25 protein-coding genes and 1 pseudogene are annotated in these 23417 nt (G+C 67.7%); 15 read left to right on the forward strand and 11 right to left on the reverse strand.

The features are described 5' to 3' along the window. Positions 1-4 precede the first annotated feature (4 nt). Positions 5-1057: an ROK family transcriptional regulator gene (locus ABZS64_RS26555; RefSeq protein WP_355834672.1), complete on the reverse strand. Its 1053-nt coding sequence runs from the start codon at positions 1055-1057 to the stop codon at positions 5-7. Positions 1058-1123: 66 nt separating this feature from the next. Here ABZS64_RS26555 and ABZS64_RS26560 point away from each other — a divergent pair, with 66 nt between their 5' ends. Together ABZS64_RS26560 and ABZS64_RS26565 are read left to right on the forward strand one after the other, a co-directional pair. Next, positions 1124-2215, forward strand: a complete 1092-nt coding sequence (locus ABZS64_RS26560) for a Gfo/Idh/MocA family oxidoreductase (protein WP_355834675.1) — start codon at positions 1124-1126, stop codon at positions 2213-2215. Further along, entirely contained in the window at positions 2212-2706 is a 495-nt protein-coding gene (locus ABZS64_RS26565; RefSeq protein ID WP_355834565.1) for a heme-degrading domain-containing protein, read from the forward strand. The genes ABZS64_RS26560 and ABZS64_RS26565 overlap by 4 nt, the downstream gene beginning before the upstream one ends. A 76-nt stretch (positions 2707-2782) precedes the next feature. Here the strand turns inward: ABZS64_RS26565 and ABZS64_RS26570 are convergent, their stop codons facing one another. From ABZS64_RS26570 to ABZS64_RS26585, 4 genes are all read right to left on the reverse strand, one after another. Continuing rightward, positions 2783-3643: a fumarylacetoacetate hydrolase family protein gene (locus ABZS64_RS26570; RefSeq protein WP_355834568.1), complete on the reverse strand. Its 861-nt coding sequence runs from the start codon at positions 3641-3643 to the stop codon at positions 2783-2785. Positions 3644-3767: 124 nt separating this feature from the next. Beyond that, complete coding sequence (locus tag ABZS64_RS26575) at positions 3768-4517, reverse strand: YidC/Oxa1 family membrane protein insertase (RefSeq protein WP_355834571.1); 750 nt, start codon at positions 4515-4517, stop codon at positions 3768-3770. Between the two features lie 88 nt (positions 4518-4605). Beyond that, a complete protein-coding gene (locus ABZS64_RS26580) occupies positions 4606-4926 on the reverse strand; it encodes a DUF6412 domain-containing protein (RefSeq protein ID WP_355834573.1) in 321 nt (106 codons plus the stop codon). Between the two features lie 65 nt (positions 4927-4991). Next, positions 4992-5774, reverse strand: coding sequence for a class E sortase (locus ABZS64_RS26585; RefSeq protein WP_355834678.1), 783 nt, complete (start codon positions 5772-5774; stop codon positions 4992-4994). 151 nt (positions 5775-5925) lie between these two features. Between ABZS64_RS26585 and ABZS64_RS26590 the strand changes: the two genes are divergently transcribed. Together ABZS64_RS26590 and ABZS64_RS26595 are read left to right on the forward strand one after the other, a co-directional pair. After that, a complete protein-coding gene (locus ABZS64_RS26590) occupies positions 5926-6933 on the forward strand; it encodes an SEC-C domain-containing protein (RefSeq protein WP_355834575.1) in 1008 nt (335 codons plus the stop codon). A 58-nt stretch (positions 6934-6991) separates the two neighbouring features. Next, a complete protein-coding gene (locus ABZS64_RS26595; protein WP_355834577.1) occupies positions 6992-10132 on the forward strand; it encodes a DUF3427 domain-containing protein in 3141 nt (1046 codons plus the stop codon). Here ABZS64_RS26595 and ABZS64_RS26600 read toward each other — a convergent pair. Both ABZS64_RS26600 and ABZS64_RS26605 read right to left on the reverse strand, forming a co-directional pair. Next, a complete protein-coding gene (locus tag ABZS64_RS26600) occupies positions 10129-10482 on the reverse strand; it encodes a hypothetical protein (protein ID WP_355834580.1) in 354 nt (117 codons plus the stop codon). The two genes, ABZS64_RS26595 and ABZS64_RS26600, sit on opposite strands and share 4 nt — an antisense overlap. Before the next feature lie 164 nt (positions 10483-10646). Next, the gene (locus tag ABZS64_RS26605; RefSeq protein WP_355834582.1) at positions 10647-11303 is read right to left on the reverse strand and encodes an ATP-binding protein; all 657 of its coding nucleotides are present in this window, start codon (positions 11301-11303) and stop codon (positions 10647-10649) included. A gap of 206 nt (positions 11304-11509) precedes the next feature. Between ABZS64_RS26605 and ABZS64_RS26610 the strand changes: the two genes are divergently transcribed. The 6 genes from ABZS64_RS26610 to ABZS64_RS26635 all read left to right on the forward strand — a co-directional run bounded on the left by ABZS64_RS26610 (position 11510) and on the right by ABZS64_RS26635 (position 14789). Continuing rightward, a complete protein-coding gene (locus ABZS64_RS26610; protein WP_355834584.1) occupies positions 11510-12355 on the forward strand; it encodes a helix-turn-helix transcriptional regulator in 846 nt (281 codons plus the stop codon). After that, entirely contained in the window at positions 12355-12558 is a 204-nt protein-coding gene (locus ABZS64_RS26615) for a DUF397 domain-containing protein (protein WP_355834588.1), read from the forward strand. The genes ABZS64_RS26610 and ABZS64_RS26615 overlap by 1 nt, the downstream gene beginning before the upstream one ends. Positions 12559-12668: 110 nt before the next feature. Then, complete coding sequence (locus ABZS64_RS26620; RefSeq protein ID WP_355834591.1) at positions 12669-12881, forward strand: hypothetical protein; 213 nt, start codon at positions 12669-12671, stop codon at positions 12879-12881. Between the two features lie 237 nt (positions 12882-13118). Further along, positions 13119-13664, forward strand: a complete 546-nt coding sequence (locus ABZS64_RS26625; protein WP_355834594.1) for an AAA family ATPase — start codon at positions 13119-13121, stop codon at positions 13662-13664. Positions 13665-13720: 56 nt separating this feature from the next. Continuing rightward, the gene (locus ABZS64_RS26630; protein WP_355834597.1) at positions 13721-14029 is read left to right on the forward strand and encodes a hypothetical protein; all 309 of its coding nucleotides are present in this window, start codon (positions 13721-13723) and stop codon (positions 14027-14029) included. Between the two features lie 121 nt (positions 14030-14150). Beyond that, positions 14151-14789: a hypothetical protein gene (locus ABZS64_RS26635; protein WP_355834600.1), complete on the forward strand. Its 639-nt coding sequence runs from the start codon at positions 14151-14153 to the stop codon at positions 14787-14789. A 111-nt stretch (positions 14790-14900) separates the two neighbouring features. Here the strand turns inward: ABZS64_RS26635 and ABZS64_RS26640 are convergent, their stop codons facing one another. Further along, a complete protein-coding gene (locus ABZS64_RS26640; protein ID WP_355834603.1) occupies positions 14901-15812 on the reverse strand; it encodes a LysR family transcriptional regulator in 912 nt (303 codons plus the stop codon). Positions 15813-15927: 115 nt separating this feature from the next. Here ABZS64_RS26640 and ABZS64_RS26645 point away from each other — a divergent pair, with 115 nt between their 5' ends. Both ABZS64_RS26645 and ABZS64_RS26650 read left to right on the forward strand, forming a co-directional pair. Then, positions 15928-16740: an inositol monophosphatase family protein gene (locus tag ABZS64_RS26645; protein WP_355834606.1), complete on the forward strand. Its 813-nt coding sequence runs from the start codon at positions 15928-15930 to the stop codon at positions 16738-16740. A 47-nt stretch (positions 16741-16787) separates the two neighbouring features. Continuing rightward, positions 16788-17432 (forward strand): NAD(P)-binding domain-containing protein, encoded by a 645-nt coding sequence (locus tag ABZS64_RS26650; protein WP_355834609.1) that lies wholly within the window; start codon positions 16788-16790, stop codon positions 17430-17432. Between the two features lie 68 nt (positions 17433-17500). Here the strand turns inward: ABZS64_RS26650 and ABZS64_RS26655 are convergent, their stop codons facing one another. Continuing rightward, positions 17501-18250 carry a Tn3 family transposase gene (locus ABZS64_RS26655; RefSeq protein ID WP_355834611.1) on the reverse strand — a complete coding sequence of 250 codons (750 nt, stop codon included), beginning with the start codon at positions 18248-18250 and terminating at the stop codon, positions 17501-17503. Next, a pseudogene (locus ABZS64_RS26660) lies at positions 18247-18464 on the reverse strand (transposase); the annotation flags it as partial. The gene ABZS64_RS26655 and the pseudogene ABZS64_RS26660, both read right to left, overlap by 4 nt. Between ABZS64_RS26660 and ABZS64_RS26665 the strand changes: the two are divergent. Continuing rightward, entirely contained in the window at positions 18396-18614 is a 219-nt protein-coding gene (locus ABZS64_RS26665) for a hypothetical protein (RefSeq protein ID WP_355834686.1), read from the forward strand. The pseudogene ABZS64_RS26660 and the gene ABZS64_RS26665 sit on opposite strands and share 69 nt — an antisense overlap. 87 nt (positions 18615-18701) lie before the next feature. Here the strand turns inward: ABZS64_RS26665 and ABZS64_RS26670 are convergent, their stop codons facing one another. Further along, entirely contained in the window at positions 18702-21071 is a 2370-nt protein-coding gene (locus tag ABZS64_RS26670; protein ID WP_355834614.1) for an LPXTG cell wall anchor domain-containing protein, read from the reverse strand. Positions 21072-21244: 173 nt separating this feature from the next. Here ABZS64_RS26670 and ABZS64_RS26675 point away from each other — a divergent pair, with 173 nt between their 5' ends. Both ABZS64_RS26675 and ABZS64_RS26680 read left to right on the forward strand, forming a co-directional pair. After that, positions 21245-22192 (forward strand): hypothetical protein, encoded by a 948-nt coding sequence (locus tag ABZS64_RS26675; RefSeq protein ID WP_355834617.1) that lies wholly within the window; start codon positions 21245-21247, stop codon positions 22190-22192. A 305-nt stretch (positions 22193-22497) separates the two neighbouring features. Continuing rightward, the gene (locus tag ABZS64_RS26680; protein ID WP_355834619.1) at positions 22498-23262 is read left to right on the forward strand and encodes an excalibur calcium-binding domain-containing protein; all 765 of its coding nucleotides are present in this window, start codon (positions 22498-22500) and stop codon (positions 23260-23262) included. The last annotated feature ends 155 nt before the right edge of the window (positions 23263-23417 follow it).

Here is a 23417-nt window from a genome sequence, read left to right on the forward strand (position 1 = left end):
CCCCCTAGGCCTCGGCACGCCCGAACACGGGGGCGAGGACCAGCTGCCCTGCGCCTTCCGCGACGACGTGCGCGCCCCCTTCGGCGAGCGTCACCGGGACGCGGACCCGCTCGCCGACGCCCCGTACGAACGGCTCGGCGTCGGCGGCCACGACCCGGCCGCCGAGGAGCACGCGGTCGATGTCGAGGAGCTCGACGAGGTTGGCGGCACCGGTGCCGAGGACGCTGGCGGCCCGGTCGAGATCCCCGCGCCCGACGGCACCGAGACACAGCGCCTCGATGCACCCCCGCTTGCCGCACCCGCACTCGGGCCCGTCGAGCTGGATGACCTGATGCCCGAACTCGCCCGCGCCGGTGCGCGCTCCCCGGTAGAGAGCCCCACCGAGCACGAGCCCCGCGCCGAGCCCTGTCCCCAGATGGAGATACGCGAACGACTCCCCGGCCCCGCGCAGGGCGAGCCCGAGGGCGGCGGCGTTGGTGTCCTTGTCGAGTACGACGGCCAGGCCGAGCCGCGCGGCCAGGGCGTCCCTGAGGGGAAACCCGTCCCACTGCGGAAACCCGGTGACGCGATGGGCGATGCCGGTGGTGTGGTCCAGGGGCCCGGGCATGGCAACGCCGACCCCCAGAACGCGCCCGCCCGCCGTGGACAGTGCCTCCACCTCCGCCGCCACCCGCTCCACGACCGCGGCCGCCCCAGCCCCGAGGTCCAGCGGAGCAGTGCGCACCGCGACCGTGGTGCCGGACAGGTCCAGCAGGATCGCCGTCAGCTCGTCGCGGTCCAGGTGCAGGCCGACCGCGTGCCCCGCCGAGGGGACCAGGCGCAGCGCCGTGCCCGGTCTGCCGCCCGTGGACGCGCGGCGGCCCGCATCCGCCGCCAGGCCCTCTTCCCGCAGCCGCGCGGTAATCTTGCTGACCGCCTGCGGGGTCAGCCCGGTGCGCTCGGCCAGCTCCATGCGGCTAATGCCGCGCTCACCCGCCGTACGCAGCAGATCCAGCACCAGCGCGGCGTTGTGGCTGCGCAGCGCAGGCAGATTCGCTCCGTTGATGCTTCGGTTCAGGGGCTTCACGGTCCCCATTGTCCCCTGCGCTTGCACTTTGGCAACACCGTTGCTTAAGTGGAAGACATGACTGGTACCGGCACCCGCAGCCCCCTCCGCGTCGGACTCGTCGGCTACGGCCTGGCGGGCTCCGTCTTCCACGCCCCGCTGATCGCCACCACCGAGGGCCTCGCCCTCGACACGATCGTCACCTCGAACCCGGAGCGGCAGCAGCAAGCCCGCGCCGAGTTCCCCGACGTACGCTTCGCGGCCTCGCCCGACGAGCTGTGGGAGCGCGCGGACGAGCTCGACCTGATCGTGATCGCCTCCCCCAACAAGACCCACGTCCCGATCGCCACCGGCGCCCTCAAGGCCGGTCTCCCGGTCGTCGTCGACAAGCCGATCGCCGGCAGTGCCGCCGAGGCGCGTGAGCTCGCCGCCCTCGCCGGGGAGCGCGGCCTGCTGCTCTCCGTCTTCCAGAACCGCCGCTGGGACAACGACTTCCTCACGCTCCAGCAGCTGATCGCGGACGGCGAGCTCGGCGACGTACTGCGCTTCGAGTCCCGCTTCGAGCGCTGGCGGCCCGAGCTCAAGGGCGGCTGGCGCGAGTCGGGCGACCCGCAGGAGATCGGCGGCCTGCTGTACGACCTGGGCAGCCATGTCGTCGACCAGGCGCTGACCCTCTTCGGCCCGGTCGTGAGGGTGTACGCCGAGGCGGATGTACGCCGCCCGGGCGCCGAGACCGATGACGACACCTTCATCGCGCTCACGCACGCGAACGGCGTCCGCTCGCACCTGTACGTGAGCGCCACGACCGCGCAGCTCGGTCCCCGCTTCCGGGTGCTCGGCTCGAAGGCCGGATACGTGAAGTACGGCCTCGACCCGCAGGAGGCGGCCCTGCGCGACGGCGATCGCCCGACCGGAACCGCCGCCTGGGGCGTCGAGCCCGAATCCCTCTGGGGCCGGATCGGCGCGGGAGAGTCCCCGCTGACCGGCGGCGGACGCCCGGTCAGGACGACGCCGGGCGACTACCCGGCGTACTACGCGACGATCGCCACCGCCCTGCGCGACGGCACACCCCCGCCGGTCACCGCCGATGAGGCCGCCGCCGTGCTGGACGTCCTGGAGGCCGCCCGCCGCTCCGCACGCGAGGGCATCACCGTGGAGGTATCGGCATGACCGCGCCCACTCCCGCCCCGCTCGGCGTCGACGAGATCGTCGCCCAGGAACGCAAGCTGACGCTGCGCCGGTTCACCCATGACGACGCCTGGGCACTGGGCAGCCTGCTGGTCGAGATGGCCCATCTGCGCGATGCGCCGGTCGCGATCGACATCCGCCGCGGAACGCAGCAGCTGTTCCACTGTGCGCTGGAGGGGTCGAGCGCGGACAACGACGCGTGGATCGACCGCAAGCGCCGGGTCGTCGAGCGTTACGGCGAGAGCTCGTTCCTCGTCGGCGCCCGCCACCGCGCCAAGGGCACGACCTTCGAGGACTCCTCGCGCCTGGACCCGGATCTGTACGCCGCTCACGGCGGTTCGTTCCCGATCACGATCGAGGGCGTGGGCGTCGTCGGCACGGTCACGGTCTCGGGCCTGCCGCAGGCGGAGGATCACGCGATGGTGGTGGAGGCGCTGGAACGCTTCATCTCGGCACATCGAGGCGGGCACTGAGTCTCGGGTCACCGAGTCCGGCCCGGGGTACGGGACCGGTCCCGTACCCCGCGCCGCCGGACGAGCAACGAGCGGGCTACGCGTCCTTGAGCTCCTGGCGCTGCCGCCCGAGTCCGTCGATCTCCAGCTCCACCACATCGCCCGCCCGCAGGAACGGCTTCGGCTCCGGCTGCCCGAGGGCCACGCCCGCCGGCGTTCCCGTGTTGATGACGTCGCCGGGGTACAGCGTCATGAACTGGCTGACGTACCGCACGACCTCCGCGACCGAGAAGATCTGGTCCGCGGTCGTGCCGTTCTGCTTGAGCTCGCCGTTGACCCACAGCTTCAGGCTCAGCGCCTGCGGGTCCGGGACCTCGTCCGCCGTCACCAGCCACGGGCCCAGCGGGTTGAACGTCTCGCAGTTCTTGCCCTTGTCCCAGGTGCCGCCGCGCTCGATCTGGAACTCGCGTTCCGAGACGTCGTGCGCGACCGCATACCCGGCGACGTACGACAGCGGGTCCTCGTCGTCCTCCAGGTAGCGCGCCGTACGTCCGATCACCACCGCGAGCTCGACCTCCCAGTCGGTCTTGCGGCTGCGGCGCGGTACCAGCACGGTGTCGTTCGGCCCGACCACGGTGTCGGCGGCCTTGAAGAAGACGACCGGCTCGGCCGGGGTGTCCGCGCCGGTCTCGGCCGCGTGGTCGTGGTAGTTCAGCCCGATGCACACGACCTTGCCGATACGGGCGATCGGCGCCCCGATCCGCAGGCCGTCGGCCTCGAGGACGGGCAGCTCGCCCGCGTCCGCCGCGGCCCGTATCCGGGCAAGGGCGGAGGCGTCGGCGAGCAGCTCCCCGTCGATGTCCGTGACAAGGCCGGACAGGTCCCGCAGGGTCGTACCGTCCTGGTCGAGCAGGGCCGGTCGCTCGGCGCCCGCAGTGCCGACACGCAGCAGCTTCATGGTCTGTCTCCCCTGGTCGAGTCTGAGCCCCGACGATGGGTAGCGGCCATCGGAGGATCCGGGGGTTGGCTGATCCTCCAAGACATCGGACCACTCCGCAAGACCCCGTTCACAACCTGGACCATTACGCGGCAGTAGCAAGCGCGCCGGCGACCGGCATGTCCCGGTAGAGGAACGCCCGCTCCACAGCCGTCCAGGTCGTACTGGTGACGACATAGAGCGCCGCCGCGAGCGGCACCCACGCCACGGTGAGGAGCGTGAAGAAGGAGAACAGCGGCATGACCTTCGTCATCGCCCCCATCGCACCCATGCCGGGCATCTGCTGGTCCGAAGCGAGAGGCGCGGCCGCCATCTGCCGCTTCGTACGCCGGTAGTTGTACGTGGCCACGGCGGCGACGATCGCGAAGAGCGCGACGTACACAAGACCCGCGCCGCCGAAGACCCCGCCGTGCGCGAGGGCATCGGACCAGCGCTCACCGAGGGGCGCGGCGCCGAGGGTGTGGCTGAGCAGGCCGTTCGGCTCGCCGCCGATCCGGGTGCTGGAGAACAGGTGGTACATCAGGAAGAAAGCGGGCAGCTGCAGCAGGCTCGGCAGGCAGCCGGAGAAGGGCGAGACCTTCTCCTTGGCGTGCAGCTCCATGAGCGCCTTCTGCATACGGTCCGGGTTCTTGGCGTGCTTCTTGCGCAGCTCGGCGATCTGCGGCGAGAGCCTGGCCTTGGCCCTCTGGCCGCGGGCGGCCGCCCGCGAGAGGGGATGGACGGCGAGCCGTACGAGCGCGGTGAAGAGGATGATCGCGGCGGCGGTGGCCGATGCGTGGAACAACGGCTGGAGCAGGTCGGCGAGGTTCGCGACCAGGCTGGCGAAAAGGGACATGGGTGAGCCCTCCGGGGGTCTCGTCGTGCCGGGATGAGGACATGGCGGCATGACGACCCGCGCGGGGTGTGTACGAGAGTGGGTTCCCCTACGCGGCCGTCAGGAGGGCACGGCCGGGCGCTCGGGGCCGGCTCCGGCCCTTCGCATCGGGATCGCGCTGCGGCAGGAAGGCGGTGCGCTGCTCGCGGTCGCGGATGGCGGTGCGGACCCGCGTGCGCGGCACGACGGGCGCACAGCGCGCGCTGATCACGGAGCAGACGACGAGCGCGGAACCGGCGGCAGCGGTGGCGGTCGCGGCGAGCGCGACCGCGGCGGAGAGGCTGCCGCCGTCGATGAGCAGGACTTCGACGAGGAGAAGAAGCAGGAGCGCGGCGGGGCGCAGCGACTGCAGCAGCCGACGGTTGTCCATGCCCGCCCCTCTCTCAGATCGGTCGATCGCTCCTCAAACCCTCCAGCCGTTATACACGACGGCTGCTAGCTCTGACGGGGCCGCATGGACTTCAGCTTCCCCCAGACGACGAGCCGGTATGTGGAGGTGAACTCGGGCGTGCAGGTGGTGAGGGTGAGGTAGTAGCCGGGCTCGCTGTACCCGGCGGAGGACTTCACGATGCTGCGGGGCACGCGGGCGATCACTCCCGTGTCGCGGGGCGAGGTCTGCGCCAGCGAGGCATCGATCACATAGAGGTACACCCCCTCCCGCGTCTCGACCTGGACCTCGTCACCACTACGGAGACGGTTGATGTAGCGGAAGGGCTCGCCGTGGGTGTTGCGATGCCCGGCGACGGCGAAGTTCCCGGCCTCGCCGGGCTGGGCGGTCTGCGGGTAGTGCCCGATGTAGCCCTTGTCGAGGACTCCCCGCTTAGCGATGCCCTGGGCGACGGGTGCGACAACACCGAGGCGGGGGATGCGGAGGACGGCGTAGGCCTGGTCCCAGCGGGGGGTGGTGTTGGGCCGGGTCGACGGGGCGGCGCCGGGCTTTGCGGATTCGCCGGCCGCGGCGGGCTCGGGGGGTACCTCACTCCCGCTTCCTCCCGATTCATCCCCTTCATCCGCTGGAAGTCCACCCCACTCCTGCTCCAGGGCCTGGACCTTGTGCTCGGCGCCCGCGCGGGCCTGCCGGTTGGTCCACCACAGCTGATGGACGACGAGGAGGAGCACGACGACCCCGAGGGTGACGGCGACCTCGGCGCCCGCCCACAGCCCATGGGCGAGCGTGGCCCGCCTCCGCGAGCTGCGCCCCTGCACGACGACCGCCATCCGCTCTCGCACGGCCGCACGATAGGTGCTGATCGCCGAAGTCACCAGAGCCGTACGGGGGCGCGTACGTCGAGGCTCATCAGCACTCGCGTAAGCCGTCTCATATGGGCTTCATCCCGCCGAACCTCCGTACAGCAGTACGGTGTCCACCATGCGCCCCGACACGCCTGCCGATCACATCGCCGAAGCCGAGCGCCTGCTGCGTACCGCGGCGCAGTACCCCGAGGACGACGAGCAGTTGCTCCTCCAAGCCGCGGCCCACCTTGAGCTGGCGGGCGACCGAGAAGGCGCCTCCACCCTCTACGACCGCCTCCTCGCGGCAGAGGCCGAGCACACCCTGCTGATCAAGGCCCTCCAGGCGGCGAACCTCTGGGAATACGGCCACGAGGCGGAGGCCCGCGCCCTGATCAACGGCATCCGCACGTCGGCCCCGGCGGACGCCGCACCCTGGGAGATCATCGCGGAGACGCTGGAGTCCCACGACGAGCTCGAGGCGTCCCACGACTGCTTCACCACGGCACTGGACCTGCTGCTCCCCCCGGACGACGACGAGGTCCCGTACGCCACCCAGTCCCTCCTCGCCGGCCGCCACCGCGTCCGCCGCCTCCTGGGCCTCCCCCACGACGACCGCGACGCACTGGCCGACCGGGTCCACCCGGGAGACATCTCCCTGGACGAACTCCACGACCCCAAACGCCTATGGGCACTTGGCTCGGACAACCCGGCCGAACTCCAGGCAGAAATCGCCCGCCTCCGCTCCGAGTTGGGCTCCTACCGCTCGGCCCTGTCCCGCCCGTTCCCGGTGGCGGTCCTCCACTGGCCGGAACCCGAACTGGACGAACTACTCGCGGCCTACCCCGAGTTGGAACGCGAATACCCGACCCACGAGGCCCACCTGACGGACCTCGAGGCGTCGCTGAGGGACCTGTCGTCGACGGGCACGGAAAACCTGGGCATCGTGACGGGCACGGTCCCGTCGTACGAGGCCTTCGCAGCCTCGGAACAGTCCTCCCCGTCGAACACGGACCTGCTCCCGCAGTACGCGACGACGCTGGCGGCGAGGGGGCGTGCGGTGGCGTGGCCGCCGGCTAGGGGGGCGGCTTGCTGGTGCGGGTCGGGAGTGGCGTACAGGGACTGCCACGGCACGGACGAAATCTGACGCTGCTGTCAGTGACGCCTGCTACCACTGGGAGGGTCTGAACGGGGAGGGAAACGCGATGACGGGTTCCATCGATGCCCATCAGCCGGTCGCTGGGCTGTACGAGCAGCTGATCACGCTGCGGCTTGAGAACCAGCTCAAGATTCTCAGCGCAGGTAGCGGCTGGCACGCCATCGACGACGAGGTGGGACCGGAGTCGTCGCCTCATGTCATCGCACGGCACGTCGCGGAGACCATGAAGCGCGTACTGGAGAGGCTGCCTGCGGCGGAACGTGTTCACGCGGCCAACCACATCCTGGAGTCGATGAACACCATCGAGGGCGCGCGGGAGTGGGTGGACCTGGTCGCTGATGGCCCACGTCAGCTGCTCGCTATCGCCGAGCAGCAGGCGAAGGGCGTGTACGCGATCCGACCCGCGACGCCTTTGTCCGACACCGCGCTCATCACCAACTCCCCAGAAGACCCAAGCCTCGGCTTTGAATTGCGCGCCGAGCTAGCGACCGCAGACCGTGTTGACCTGCTCTGTGCCTTCGTGAAGTGGCATGGGCTTCGCGTCCTCGAGCAGTCCCTCGAGTCGGCGCAGGCGCGAGGCGTTCCCATTCGCGTCATCACGACCACGTACATCGGCGCTACCGAGCGACGAGCGCTGGACAGGCTGGTCCAGAAGTTCAACGCCGAAGTGAAGGTCAACTACGAACTGCGGTCAACGCGCCTCCACGCCAAGGCATGGCTCTTCCGTCGCAACAGCGGCTACGACACCGCGTATGTGGGAAGCAGCAACCTGTCAAAGGCCGCACTCCTCGATGGCCTGGAGTGGAACGTCCGCCTCTCCTCCATCGCCACTCCCGACGTCCTGCGCAAGTTTGAAGCGACATTCGACTCCTACTGGAGCGAGTCCGCGTTCGAGCCGTACGACCCTGATCGAGACTCCGCCCGCCTCGATGAAGCGCTTCAGTTGGCGGGCCGTGGAACCAACAACCCCACGGGGCGCCACATCACCCTGTCTGGGCTGGAAGTTCGTCCGTACGCTCACCAGCGCGACATGCTGGAGCGGCTTGAGGTTGAACGTACGGTCCACGATCGGCACCGCAATCTGTTGGTCGCCGCAACGGGCACTGGCAAGACAGTCATGGCTGCACTCGACTACAAGCACTTGCGGCAGAAGTACGGGCGGGACCTTCGGCTCCTGTTCGTCGCCCACCGCCAGGAGATCCTCCGGCAGTCACTCCGCACGTACCAAGACGTGCTGGTCGACGCCAATTTCGGCGAGGAGTTGCACAGCAGCATCGTCCCCGAGGAGTGGACACACGTCTTCGCGAGCGTCCAGTCCCTCAATGCGCGGGCGCTAGAACGCTTCGCACCCGATCACTTTGACGTCGTCGTCATCGACGAGTTTCACCATGGTGTGTCACCCACCTATCGCAAAATCATCGACCACTTCGCTCCCCTTGAGCTGCTGGGTCTCACCGCCACGCCCGAACGCATGGACGGTCGCAATGTCCAGGACGAGTTCTTCGATGGACGCATCGCAGCGGAGTTGCGCCTGTGGGAGGCACTCGAGAACGACCTCTTGAGCCCCTTCCACTACTTCGGGGTTACCGACAACACCGATATGAGCGCCATCACCTGGAAACGGGGCTCATACGATACCTCGGCGCTCAGCAACCTCTTCACGGGGAATCAGGCTCGCGCTCGCCTGGTCGTGCAAGCGGTCATGGACAAGGTCACCGATCCCGGCGCCATGCGTGCCCTTGGGTTCTGTGTGTCTGTCCCACACGCCCACTTCATGGCCGACTTCTTCCGTCGTGCTGGCCTCAACGCCGTCGCGCTGTCTGGCGAGACACCCCGAGATGAACGCAAGGTCGCACTCGATGCCCTGACGTCGGGCGAGTTGCAAGTCATCTTCTCGGTAGACCTCTTCAACGAGGGTTTGGACATCCCGGACGTCGACACTCTGCTCCTACTCCGCCCGACATCGAGCGCCACAGTCTTCCTTCAGCAACTGGGGCGCGGGCTGCGGCGATGCGAAGGCAAGGCGGTACTCACTGTCTTGGACTTCATCGGCCAGCACCGCAAGGAGTTCCGCTTCGAGGAGCAGTTCCGAGCCCTGACCAATCTGACGCGTAACCGTCTGCTGGCCAACATCGAGCACGACTTCCCCCAGTTGCCATCCGGCTGCCAGATCGTCCTTGAGTCCAAGGCCAAGGACCTGATCATCGACAACATCCGCAACCAGATCAGCGTCAACCTCACGCAACTAGCCCGCGAGGTAGGTCAGTACGGCGAGCCGCGACTCTCGGCCTATCTCAAGGAAAGCGGACGCGAACTCAAGGAGATCTACCGCGGCAACGGCAACTCGTGGACGGGCCTGCTGCGCCGGGCCGGGCTACTGTCCATCTCAGCCCCCGAAGGTGAAGACGCCTTCCTGAAGCGCGTCGCCGCGTTCCTCCACGTCGACGATCCTCAGCGTGTGGCCGCGTACACGAAGCTCCTCGAAGACGAAGCGCCCGCGTACGAAGAGCTCGATGACCGCGAGCAGGCGTATGCGCGCATGCTCTACTTCTCGCTCTGGCCTCTCGGCGGCTTCGCCACCTACCAGGAAGCGTTGGACTCTCTCAGGCCGCAGCATGCCTTCCGCGACGAGCTCCGCCAGGTCCTGGCCCACGCCCTTGACCGCGCAGACCACGTCCCGGTCCCTCTCCTCGAAGACCTCGCCAGCCTCCCCCTCACGGTGCATGCTTCGTACAGCCGCGAGGAGATCCTTCCCGCTCTGGGCCAGTCCTTCATCGGGGGCTTCATGCCAGGCCACTTCCGCGAAGGCGTGAAGTGGTGCGAGAACATCCGAACCGACGCCCTGCTGATCACCCTTGAGAAGGACGAGAAGGACTTCTCCCCGCAGACTCGGTACAAGGACTTCGCCATGAATGAGGTCCTGTTCCACTGGGAGTCCCAGAACCAGACCTCCGAGACCTCCCCTACCGGCATCCGCTATCAGAGCCATGAGGAGATGGGCTCCCATGTCCTCCTCTTCGTCCGCCGCTACAGGAAGACGGACATCGGTGGCCCCCAGCCTTGGATGCTGCTGGGCCCTGCCGAGTACGTCGAACACAAGGGCAGTAAGCCCATGGGTATCACCTGGAAGCTGCGTCATACGCTTCCGGCCGACGTCTGGACCTACTCAGCGATTGCCGCAGGCTAGGAGCTCCCACCTTCGATCCCCCAGAAGCGTCGATGCGCCCTGATGAACCTCTGCTGTATGCGGTGCTCGTCCACGGTCAGCAGCCTCACTCGAGGGGATGCTGCGCCGTCGGCAAACCGTTCCACAACCTCCAACTCGTCAGTCAGGTAGATCGCACCGCGATCCAGCCTGACGTGGCAGTTAGAGCAGAGGCAGAGAACGGCCCGCTCTCCGTCACCATCACGTCCCCACGAGATCCCGGCTCGCTGCTCCTTGTGGAGCTTCGCATCCTTGACGTCCTGCCGGGATTCGAAGCGCGTACCGGGAAGGATGTCGCCGACGTGACCGAAGACAGCTCTATATACAGCCACGCGAACATGTTGCCGATTCGGCAATCATGTTCGATCAGATCTGCCAGATCGCGACCGTGGCGGCCGGAATTGATCGAGATATGACCTGATCCGGGCCATCAACACCAGGAGAGACCGAGGTGCACGAAAACTCGCGAGCCGCCGTGCGGCACGAGTTGCGTGCCCTAAGCCAGTTGGCCAGCCTCGGACTCGAAGCGGATCTGAGCACGATCCATGGCCTCGTCCGGGTCGCGGCCATGCGCGCAGAGCCAGTGAAGAAGGTCGGCGATCAGATGCACCGAGACCTCTTCGGCGGCGGCGAGGCTGAGCAGTGAGGTGCCCTGCCTAGGCGCCGCCTCACTGTATCCGTAGAGGGCTAACACGGCTTCAGCCTTCGAGACCCGCGGATCACTCACGTGCCCATTAGCGGCAGACAGCTCTGTGGCGAGCTCGACCCAGGTCGTCTTGCCCGAGGCAGTGAGCATGACGCCCCAGCGGTCGGCCACCGAGTCCACGAGCGACAGCCCTCTGCCAGCTTCCTCTTCTGAGTGCGCAGAGAGCAAAGTTGGAAGCGACCTAGAGTCGGGGTCTTGGACTTCCAGACGGAGATGTGTGCCCTTCATCGAGACAGTGAGCGTCGTGGGCGTTCCGGCCCCAACGTGCGTGATGACGTTGGCGACGAGCTCGCTGACGCAGAGCTGAGCAGCCTCGACCGCGCCCGGGAGCCCCCAATGGTTCAAGTGCAGGCGCATGATTCTGCGCAGTCCCGCAACCTCCTCGGGCTCCGCCAGGAAAGGCAACTCCCAGCTCTTCCTTTTGACTTCGTAGCGGCATGCACTCATGGGAATCAGCCCCTCCGGCAGTGTCGCGGCGATCGCGCTGTGTAGTGGTTCATTCTCCAGAGTGGCAGTGGAACTCTCAATATGGAACTCTCACTGACAAGTTGGAGGAGCACTCACTCTCTCTACGCGCCCCCGGCGTGCGCTGTCTTGTCTGTTGCTCACCACACCGTGCACGCTCAGGCTGATCGATACGAAGGGTCTCGACCATGGCAGTTGGACCAACCACCCGCAGGCGCCAACTTGGGGCCGATCTACGCCGCCTGCGCGAGCGCAAGGGCCTCACGCTGGAGGAGGCCGGGGCGTTGGTTGGCGTCTCCAAGGCCACCTTGAGTCGCTACGAGAAGAAGGAAGGCGCGGTCAAGTGGCCTGCGGTCGACGCGCTGTGCCGCGAGTACGGGGCGTCAGACCAAGAACGCGAGACGCTGGTCGAACTGGCCAAGGGCGCGAAGATTCAAGGCTGGTGGCGATCGCTCGCTGACCCGATCCCTGAGTCGATGAACCTCATGCTGACTCTCGAGGATGAGGTTGTACGCGAGGACCACTACGCCTGCATGTATGTACCCGGCCTACTCCAGACCCGCGCTTATGCAGAGGCAGTGCACCGCGCCTCCGAGATGCGATGCACGGATCAAGAGATCGCGCACATGGTCGACATCCGCATGAAACGGCAGGAGCTCCTAGATCGAGAGGAGCCCCCGCACATCTGGGCCGTGATCGACGAAGCGGTCATCCGGCGCATGGTCGGCGGCCGCGAGGTGATGCGAGAACAGCTACGCCACCTACTCACACGGGCGGAAGAGCCCCAAGTCACCGTACAGATACTGCCGTTCACCGCCGGGGCACATGCTGCCGCAGTCGGCAGCTTCGTCATCCTGGGCGGATCGACCGCAGAACTCGATGTCGTTTACGTGGACATCATCGGCGGCGGCCTGTTCATGGAGAAGCCGCAGGAACTGGAGCGCTATAAGTTGGCGTTCGAGTACCTGCGCGCGCAGGCGCTGGACATTGGCGCGTCAGCCGCGCTCCTGGATCGGGTCTGCAGGGAGCTGTGATGGATCAGGAAGACGTCCGCTGGACCAAGTCTTCGTACAGCGGAGGCAGCGGCACCGAATGCGTCGAGGTCTCGGCGTCTGCCGTGGACATCGCCGTGCGGGACTCCAAGCTTCCACAGGGTTCGCATCTCGCCCTCCGACCCGCCGTCTGGGCGGAATTCGTGGACGCTCTGCGCGACGGACACCTGAGCCAAGGGCACTGAACGCCCCTCCTGCCTTCGGGTGGGCGCTAGAGCAGTTCGCTGGCCGCGACGGGGGCGGCCGTGTGGTCGGGCGGTTCGTCTGTCGCGCATCGGCGGAGTTCTTTGCTGCTGTGAGCGTTGGCGGCTCAGCCGAGGTAAGGGTAGGTGCCAGCGAGGAAGTCGCCGATCTGCTGGCGCATGCTGGGGTGGATGTCGTACTGGTCCAGGTCCGCCGACTGGACGAAGCGATCCCCGTCGGCTTCATCGTTGATGGTGGACTCGCCGCCGATGGGGCGGCCGATGTACGTGTTCTCGTACTGCTGGGGATCTCGCCGTCGGTGTAGGCGACGATGTGCTGGGGGTTGATGTAGACCCCTAGGAAGCCGGTGATCTCGGCGACGATGCCGGTCTCCTCCAAACACTCGCGGACCGCGCTGCATGTCAGTGAGTTTCGGCCCTACTTGGCGATCGTTCGGGCATGATCTCTCAGAGCGATTTTGGCCCCGCGTGGGTGTCACTGGTGCTGTTTGGACACGGCCGCGCCCAGGACGCGGGTACTGACGATGAAGTGGGAGAAGCGTGTGATCGTCTGGGTGAACGGTGCGTTCGGCAGCGGGAAGAGCACGCTGGTGGATGAACTGCGCACGCGCTGGCCCGAGGCGCTGGTCTATGACCCTGAGATGGTCGGGTATGTGCTGCGAGAGATCGTCGAGGTGCCGACCGGCGATTTCCAGGATCTGCGACTTTGGCGGCGGCAGGTCGCGGACCTGGCTGTGGGCCTCGTCGAGGAGTATCAACGCCCCGTGCTGGTCCCCATGACGTTGGTCAACCCCGGCTATGTCGGCGAGATCTTCGGTGCGCTGAAGGACGCGGGCATCGCCGTCCACCACTTCTTCCTCAAAGTCCCTGCGGAGGTCTTGGTGAAGCGGATCGACGGACGGAGCTTCACGCCCGATGATCCCGAGAAGGATGAGCAGGTCCGGCGGTGGTGCAAGGCCAAGATCGAGCCGTGCATGGCCGCGGCCGACGCCTTGCCCACTGACACCGTATTCCTGGACGGTGAGTTGGCTCCGCAGGAGCTGGCCGACGACGTGCTTGCCAGCGTCGGTGCGAGTCCGAAGGGTTAATCCGCCTTCGCTCACCCGCCTTGCCCAGGCAAGCCACAGCAGCTGATCATTCGAGGATGAGACCTGAAGTCCAAGCCTTCGTCGAGGACGGCCCGCTCCCTGACTGGGACGCGAGCGAAGAGGAGATCGACAGGCGCGTCGCGCAGCTCGACGCGATCTCCAAGCCGGTGACGGCGGAGGAGGCGAAGTCGCTGGTCGACTGCTTCGGTCCCGACGACTGCTACGGCGTCGCCTGGACGCTGATGCACCTCATCGAGACTGGCCCGAACCCGGTCCTGACGATGCAGCCCGCTCCGGACGCCAACGAGTGGCACCACCGGCTGTATGACCGAGCTGTGTTCGGGGGGCTCATCCCGGCACCTTGACGGGTTAGCCAGCGTCTGGCGCGCGGGCATCCCACGTCGCTTTGGCGGCCCAATGTGTCGCCCTCCGCGTCTGCGGAAATCGGGAGGCCGTGAGGGTGAGGCATGCGGCAGACTCCCCGGAGTGATTGTTGTGCAGCCTGTCCTTGAGATCTACGCCTCCGACGGCTTCGCCCTTTGGCCGGTCGCCGAGTTCGAGACGTATGGCTTCCTGCCGCTCAGCGGCGTGCTCAGTCCTGCCGAGGTCGGCACGGCGGTGATGCGCATCGCCGACTACAACGACATCGATCCCGAGGACGACAGCCCGCCGCGGCCCACCGATCCGCTCGGGGCCTTCCTGCACGGACTGCTCACCATGGACGACCTCCTCTCACCCGGCGGTCTGCGGGTCACCGACACCGCCACCGGCATCACCTTTCTGCCCGGCTGTTGCAACGGGCTCGAGGAGTGGCGCGACTGGCTTGAGGTCGTCGACGGTGACGGCCGAGCCTCGTTCGGCCATGACCCCTCCCCGCTCGCCGAACGCCTGGGCAGCACGGTCCAATTGACCGTCGACGCCGAGCAGGACGACAGCCCGGTGATCGAGCTACCCGTAGCCGAACTGCGCCCCCTGCTTGCCGGAGCGGAGCGCGACCTGGCCGACTTCCTCAAGCTGGCTGCCGACTGGGCCGCACAGCACCTGCCCAACCACGTCACGCCGGTCACCACCGCCCTCGCCCAGGCCTTGGACCTGCCAGCGCCGGTCGTACCGTCGAAGCCGTAGGCCGACGGTACGACCGGCGCATCGGCCGGGTCGTTTATGACGGCTGCGGGAGTGTCGCGGGGCCGCGTTGCTGACTGACTCTGCCCTCGGCTGGGTTGGTTGCTGTGACAATCAGGCGTTTGGTGGTGCAAACAGTGCCTGGACGGTTTCGGTGGCCAGGTCGCGCAGCCAGATGTGGGCGCGGTCGTCGTCGTAGCGCTGGTGCCACAGCAGGTACAGCGGGACATCGGGCAACGGCAGTGGCGGCGCCAGTGTGGTCAGGCCGAGTTGGTCCCGGGCGGCGCGGGTGACCGCGTCGGGAAGGGTCACCACCAGGTCGCTGCCGAGGGCGAGTTGCAGCGCGAAGGCGGCCGTGGGCCCGGCGGCGACGACGCGCCGATCGAGGCCGCGCTTGGTCAGGGCTTCGTCGATCGGGTCGCGCAGGCTTCCGCGCCGCGAAACGGTGAGGTGTTCGGCAGCCGCGTAGCTCTTGAGGCTCATCGGGATTTCGGTGAGCGGGTGGCCTGGGCGGACGGCGACGACCAGCCGGTCCCTACCGACGAGGCGGTGGCGGATGTCGGGGAGTGTCGGCTGGCTGGAGCTGGATTCGAGGTCGATCTCACCCCGGCGCAGTTCGGGGCCGTCCGTGCCGGGTTCGGCGGACAGGCGCAGCCGGACACCGGGGGCCTGGTGGTGGACGGCCGTAGTCAGGGCGGTGCCGCAGGCGGCGGTCAGGGCGTCATGCCAGCGCACGGTGAACACCCGGTCCAGAGCTGCCAGGTCGAGTTCTTGCTCCGCGGACAGAAGGTGGTGTGCCTGCTGCACGAGGGCGTGGACCTCGGCGCGCATGGCCAGCGCGCGGGTGGTGGGGAGCATGCTGCGGCCGGTGCGGACCAGGATCTGGTCACCGGTGGCCTTGCGGATGCGGCCCAGGGAGCGGCTCATCGCCGGTGAGGTGACGTGGAGGCGGGCTGCGGCGCCGGCGACACTGCCCTCTTCCAGCAGTGCGTCCAGGGCAGTGAGCAGATTCAAATCCAGTTGCATGACAGTAACTCTACAAGTGAAAAGCATGCACTTGTTGTTAATCGACGGGAGGCCTACCTTCGAAGTGCGGGGGCGAGACAGACCGCCCGCATCGACAGAACTCAGGGAGCCCACCATGACTACACCCATGCCTTTCGACGCCGACACGACGCTCATGTCCGAGGTGACCGCCGCGGTGAAGGCCGCCGGCGTCACGCTGCGCGACCGCTACACCCCGCAAGCCCGAGGCGTGAGTCTTGACGAGGTCGTCGATGAGATCCACGCCAACGACGACGCGGTGCTGGACGTGCTGCGCGAACCGCTGCTGCGGGCCCGGCAGGGGTCGCAGTGGGCCGAGGACGAGCTGGCCGGCGGCGCGCTCCCGCCCGGGGAGTGGTGGGTCGTCGACCCCGCCGAGGGCAACATCAACCACGTCCACGGCATGGATGACTGGGCCGTCACCGCCACCCTGGTCCGCGACAACCGGCCGGTGCTCACCGTTGTCCACCTGCCCCTGACCGGCGACACCTACACCGCCGTCGCCGGCGGCGGTGCCCGCCTCAACGGCCAGCCCCTGAAGGTGTCCGCCAAGACCGATCTGGGCGCCGCGCTCATCGGCACCGGTCAGGCCAAGCCCGGCGAGGACGAGCGAACCTTCCGGCGGATCGGTGACTCCGTCACCGCCATGCTCATCAACGGCCTGGTCGTGCGCGTGTCCGTTCCCGCCACCATGCAGCTCATCCACGTCGCCGCCGGACGCATGGACGCGTTCTGGCAGTTCTCCGACGTCCGCTCCGGCCTGGTCGCCGGCGCCCTGCTGGTCTCCGAAGCCGGAGGAACCGTCACCGACCTGGCGGGCGAAGCCTGGAACACGGGCAGCCGCGACTTCCTGGCCGCCGCCCCCGGCCTCCACGCCGCCGCCCTCAAGGTCCTGTCGCCGACCGCCTGACCGGACACCCCGCACTTCCCACCTGATACCGCAAGGAGCTTCATCTCATGACCAACATCGGCATCCTGGGCGCCGGCCGCGTCGGGGCCAACCTCGCCAACAAGCTCTTCGCCGCGGGACACCACGTCACCCTCGGCAGCCGGGGCCCGGAAGACACCGCCGCCCGCGCCGCCGGGGTCGCCCCGCAGATCGCCTTCGCCGACCAGCGCAACACCGCCCGCACCGCGGACATCGTGATCAACGCGACACCCGGCGACAGCTCCCTGGACCGCCTCACCGGCCTGCGCACCGAGCTCTCCGGAAAAATCCTCATCGATGTCTCCAACGCCACCCGCGACGCCGACGACGGCCTGCCCGGCGACCTGTGCTATCCCGGCAGCAGCCTCGCCGAGAAACTTCAGCGCGCACTCCCCGACACCCATGTGGTCAAGACCCTCAACACGATGCTGTTCATGGTCATGACCGCTCCCGAAACTCTGGCCACCCCGCCGACCGTTTATGTCTCAGGCGACGACGAGAACGCGAAGAAGACCGTCAGCGGCCTGCTCGCCGACCTGGGCTGGCAGCCCGCATGGATCGAAGACCTTGGAGGCATCAGCACAGCCCGAGCCACCGAGGCCATGATCCTGGTCGTGCCCCACATCCTGCGCCGACACGGCTTCAAGCCCTTCGCCGTGTCCCTCTCCCGCTGAACCCGCCTCCCGGACCGAAAGAACTGCGCGCCGCGCCATGGCCGCAGCCAGGTCCCGGAGCCCGGGTGTCACGCCGGGGCTGCCGCCGTCTCGTCCTGCGGGGTGCGCGGGCCGGGCACCGTTGCCCGAATGGACAGGTCCAGATCGAGGCGGCTGTTCATGTCCAGTTCGAACCTGCCGTACGGATTCACATGGGTCCAGAACAGCGGCGACAGGGCCCGACGGTCCGCGTCGGCGAGCTTGTCCGCCCACTTCGGATCGGCCAGGACTTCCTGCATCAGTAGCGTGTTGACGTGCACCAGCGCGGACTGGAGCAGGTGCAGCGCGAGCATGCTGACCTCCTGGGACTCCTTGTCCGAACCGGCAAGGTCGCCGTCCTTACCGTAGAAGAGGTCCTTGTTCGCGGAGTTCCAGTTCTCCACGACCTGCAACCCCTCGTGGATCTCGCGCCGCATCTCGACATCCGCGAGGTAGTCGCAGACGAACGAGGTCCGCACCGCCCGGCCCAGCTCCTCGATCGCCCGGTACGTCGGGTGCTTCGGTCCGCCGCGGGTGAACCGGCGCAGGACCTGCTCGGCCTCGGCGGTGCCCAAGCGCAGGGCGGTGGTGTACTTCACGATCTGGTCGTACTGCTGGGCGATCAGGTCCCAGTCGATCGTCTTGGTGGAGAGCACGGGGCCCAGGTTCGGCCAGTTGTCGTCCTCCCCGGCCGCCGGCCGGTACAGCTTCGCGGAGCCGATGTTCTTCAGCCGGGGCATCAGCTTGAAGTCGAGCATGTGCGCGAAGGCGAACCCGACGGTGGAGAGAGGTTGTCTCACGTGGTGAGTTTCGCGAGTTTCTTGTAGCAGGTGGGGCCGCGGCCAGGCCGAGGAAGGCGAGGAAGTGACTGCCCTTTCGCTCGTACCGGACGGTGAGGCGGCGGTAGCCGAATAACCAGGCGATCGACCGCTCGATCTTCCAGCGGTGCCGACCGAGCCGCTCGCCGGACTCGATACCCGGACGCGCGATGCGCGGGACCAGGCCGCGGCCACGCAGCCGGGCAAGGTGATCAGCGGAGAAGTCGATCTTCCCGACGCCAAGTGGACCGGACACCTGACCCGCGAGTTACACCTCGACGACCTCTTCGCCAACCACACCACCCTGCGCACTGGCCGTCTCACCATCGAGCGACGCCTGAAGTGACACGCCTCATCAACACTTCGGCCCCTGCGTCCGCTGCGATGAGCGGACACAGGGGCCGAAGCGTCTGTGCCGGGTGACTGCGTCAGGTCAGTGCTGTGCGGTCTCCCTGCGGCGCTTCCACCACACCAGACCGCCACCCGCCGCGAGGAGGGCTGCGGCGATGCCGGCGATCAGGCCGACCTGGGCGCCGGTGTGGGCGAGGCCGCCCCCATCGTCGTCCTTGGGCGGGGTGGTGTGGCTGCCGTCGGTCGGTGCCGGGGTGGACGGGGCCGGGCTGGACGGGTCCGTCGGCGTGGACGACGGGTCCGGCTTGCCGGTTCCCGTCGGCGTCGGCGTCGGGTCCGGCTTGGGGTCGCCGGAGGGCTTGACGTCGGTGTTGCCGCCCAGGAACTGCGTCCCGGTGTCGCGGTAGTCACGCGGGGCGATCTTCGAGCGGTCGGTGATCTGCGGCAGGCGCGGGTTCTCGACGTCGAAGCGGACCTTGGTGATGTTCTTCTTGGGGGCCTTGGAGAAGTCCACACCACCGACGGTGTAGACGTAGACGTCGCCGCCGTACTCCAGGTGGTACTTGAACTCGCCCTCCTTGAAGATCTTCACGTACTTCTGGAAGACGTCGTTCCTGTCCCAGTTCTTGTTCTCGCCACGCAGGGGCCAGCGGGAGACGTCGTTGCTGTTGATGATCTTGTGGAAGTCGGTCGGCTTCTTCGCGTCCTGCTGCCGGATCCACTCTGCCGCCACCCGGGAGGTGTAGACGCGGCGCAGGTCGGCGTACTGGGGTGCGCCGTTGATCTGCTTCTTGACCTCGGGGACGATCATGGTCTCGACCATGCGCTGGTTGTGGTCGATCTCCGCCTTGGTCAGGTCACAGCCCTTGCCGCCGGGGCCGGGGGTGTTGGTCTCCTGCGGAACGGAGTTGAGCTTCATCGGCGCGTCGAGGATGTAGAGGCCGCCGTCCTGCTCACGCACCTGGGCGGGCTCGGGCTCGATCCAGTTGCGCATCCCGTGCAGACACGGGGCTCCGTTCCGGCGGGCCAGACTGTCCCAGAACCGCTTGCCGAGGTCGGTCTTGGGGTCCATCGCACCGTAGAAGTCGTGCTTCATCCGAAGGTCGGCTTCCAGCAGGATCCGGCCGGCGTCGGTCTTGCCGAACTTGGCGTCCATGATCTTGTCCGGCTGGTCCGGGTTGAGGTTCACCCAGAACTTCTCCGGGGTGAGCGCCATCCACGTGAAGAACGAGTCCGAGACGAGCTGGGCCTTCTCCTTGCCGCCGAAGGAAGGGTTTTCGTCCGGGTCGGGGTTGATCCCGGCCTTGTACGAGTAGTCCAGGCCCTTGCCCTTGACCGGAGTGCCGACGTAGCGCAGCTCCAGGGTGGAGAAGTCGACGCCGCCCGGGCCGCGCATGCGCTGGGAGCCGTTCGCGCCGCCGCGCTCGGCCTGGGCGATGCGCCGGGCCTGGTCCTGGTTCTTGGGGGAGCCGTTGACCATGCGGTCCGCGGCGCCGTTGCTGGAGCAGAGGCTGCCCGCGCGGGCCGCGAGAGCGACCGTGCCGGTGGTCTGGCAGCCGGGGTTCATCTGGCCGGCGGGCTTGTTGTAGCCGGTGTTGTTGTTGTACTTCGGGTTGGGCGTCGCGGTGTGCTTGTAGCGGCTGATCTTGCCCTTGCCGTCGGCGTCGACCTCAGCGAGCTTCCGCTTGGTGTTGTCGTCGGGCTCCTCGCCGAAGATGTAGACGACCTTCCAGCCCCGGCGGGCGAGGGCCTTGTCCACGTGTATCTCCTTGTAGTCGAACCTCCCTCCCGCCTTGAACTCGTAGATCGTCTTGGTCTGCCGGTTGATCGCGTCGAACCGGCGGTCCTTGTTCGGGAACTTGTCCCCGAGTTCCGTCTTCAGCTCGTTGTACAGCTTCTTGTCGAGCGCCTTCAGCGAGCCCTGGCACAGCCAGTCCGGTCCACCGAGCTTGTAGTGCGTGGTGACCTGGCGCTCGAAGCCGGCGCCACGCTTGCCGTTGCCTTCGAGGCGGATGACCGACCCCAGCCATCCGCTGTAGTCGGCTTTGGGCCACCGCTTGGACGCATCAGGGTTGGCCTGGTTGCGGTTCCAGCGCGCGTAGATCTGCTTGTGCCGGTCGTTGGGCCACTTCTTGGGGTCCGTGCCGTAGGCAGCAAGCTCCCGCTGGCTGGCAGGGAGCTGGAGCCCGTCGTAGCCGAGGGAGGGGTTGTCGTAGTCGTAGACGTACTGCTCGGCGTTCGGAGTGGTGTCCCGGCTGTTGTAGCCGGGCAGGCTGGCTTCCCGTGGCGCGGTGTTCGGGGTGCCGTACTTCTGGTCGCAGCGGTTCCGGGGCGCGGCGGCGGCCTCATGGGCGTCCAGGAGAGGCAGTCCGCCGACGAGGAGTCCGGCGCTGACGGCGATGATCGCCGCGCGCACGCCGAGGCGTGTTCGGATACGCGTGAGATAACTCAAGTGGGTTCCCTGGGGGGCAGGGACGAGTACGGGCAGCGCTCATAGCCCCCGTCATGACGCCGCCATGACACACCCTAGGCGGGACGCAGGAGGTTGAACAAAACGTTAGATGCTCAACTGGCGTGTCTCGCTGGCCCGTTCACCGTTGGATCCGGGGCCCTAGAGTCGTAGGCATGACCCGAGGAGAGACTGTGCGTACCGGCGGAGTGCCGGACCTCATCGTGTGGATCGACCATGTCCCGGACGCGATCGACCGGCTGCGGGAAGAGCATCTTCCCGATGATGTGCGGCTGGATTTCGGCGTGGAGTCCCTGGCGCACGTGGAGGCGGCCCTGCTGGGCCACTACACCGCAGAGGGGTCGGAGGAGCTGGGCAGCGGGTTCGTGAACGATGCCATGGCGTATCTCGGTGAGGTGCTGCTGACGGTGGCGGGCGGCGGCTGGGGCTGGGACACGGCGCCCGTTGGTGAGGTGGAAGGGCATCCGGTGGTCGTGCCGGATGCGGCGCTCGGGCTCGCGCCGGTGGCGCCGATGCTGCTGATCGGTCAGGCGCTGAGCAGCCGGACCGGCGACGAGTTCACGGCCGCCGCCGGGCGGCTGGGTGAAGCCGTGGACGGGCTCCGCAAGGAGCGGCCGGACTGGGAGCCCGTGAAGGAGCACACGCCGGGGGTGGACCCGGAGCCGGAGGCGCCGGAGCACCCGTGGCTGGCCGGCTGGCTCGCCGAACGGGAACGGGCGTTTTCCGCATGGGTTCAGGAGACCGGGCAGCCGGAAGGGACATGGGACTTCTCCGCCTCCTCGCTCGATGTGCTGGAGCGCCTGGCCAAGGAGCGGGTCTCTTCCACGGAGCGGTTCGAAGCGGCTGAGCCGGGGCTGTTCCTTCAGGGCGCTGCCTGGTACGTGGGCGAGGTGGCGCGGCGGGTGCGGGAGGCGGCGTGGGCCTATATGGACCCGGAGGAGCACGACAGCACGTGGGCGGGCCAGCCTTACATGACGCAGCCCGGGGTGCGCGACGGCAACATCGCCGCTCCCATGGCGGAGTTGTATGCGGCTGCGGTGATGGCCGAGGAGGGCGAGAGCGGGGTGCTGCGGGAGCGGCTGAGCTGGTACAAGGAGAGCTGAAGAGCCAGACCCGTTGCTGACATGGCGAAGGAGGAGGGGCACCCCTGACCCGGGGTGTCCCTCTTCATGCTTGTCGTTACTCGACCCGAGTTGATCGGTTACGTGCATCAACGGTCAGGTCCGACCGTCGTGCGCACACTTTCATCACAACTGGGATACGAGATTCCGCAATTACCTCGGCCGACCAACCGGAATGTCATGCTCAGCACCCTCGGTTCGGATCCGTCTGCCTTGGGGGGCACATGTCAGGGATACGTAGTAGAGGCGCGGACAGGCGCTTGGCGTTAATCGCGGGGGCTGTGGTCATGGCGCTGGGGGTCGTCGGGTGCGGGAGTGACGGTGGGGATGCAAAGCCCCTCGCGGCCACCTCCAGCCCCGCCGCGGTCACGCCGTCCGTCCAGGCAGCTCTCGATCTCGTCGACGATGAGGAGAGCGCCGACGCAGGGAAGGCGATCGAGGTGAAGGTGCTGGGCAACGACAGCGTCACGCTCAAGGACGGCACGAAGGGGAACGTCGAAGTGGCCCTGACCGCAGGGCAGTTCACTGTCGCCGTGGACGCCGCGCCCGCGCACGGAAGCGCCACGGTCGACGGTTCCGTCATCACGTACACCGCCAGTCCGGGGTACGGAGGCGACGACGAGTTCACCTACCGCGTCGACGTGGCCGGGCAGAGCCTGGCCGGCACCGCCGTCGTGCGGATCACCGTCGCCAAGCCGACGCCCACACCCAAGCCCACGCCGAAGCCGCCGAAGCCGCCGAAGCCCCCGGTCTCGTACGCCAATTGCGATGCCGTACGGGCCGCCGGCGCCGATCCCATTCTCGAAGGGGAACCCGGGTACGGGCCGCACCTCGACCGGGACGGCGACGGGGTCGGCTGTGAGTCCTGGAGTGGGGGCAGCGGCGGTTCCACCGGAGGAAGCACCGGGGGCAGCACCGGCGGTGGGGGCGGTAGTACGTACTACGCCAACTGCACCGCCGTACGCGCCGCGGGTGCCGCGCCCATCCATGCCGGGGATCCCGGGTATGGGCGGCACCTCGACCGCGACGGGGACGGCGTCGGCTGCGAGTGAGCGACTGACATTCCAGCAGAGCAACACGACTGCGGCGGCCGGGGAGTGGTCACGGCCGCCGCAGGTTTATGGGTGGGGCAAAGTGAGCTGAGGCACAGAAACTGAGAAGCGGAAATCGATAAGGGAGAGAGACCCTTTTATGAAGGACGCATGAA

Origin of the sequence: Streptomyces sp. NPDC005408 (assembly GCF_040606445.1) — a bacterium.
Classification (GTDB): Bacteria; Actinomycetota; Actinomycetes; order Streptomycetales; family Streptomycetaceae; genus Streptomyces.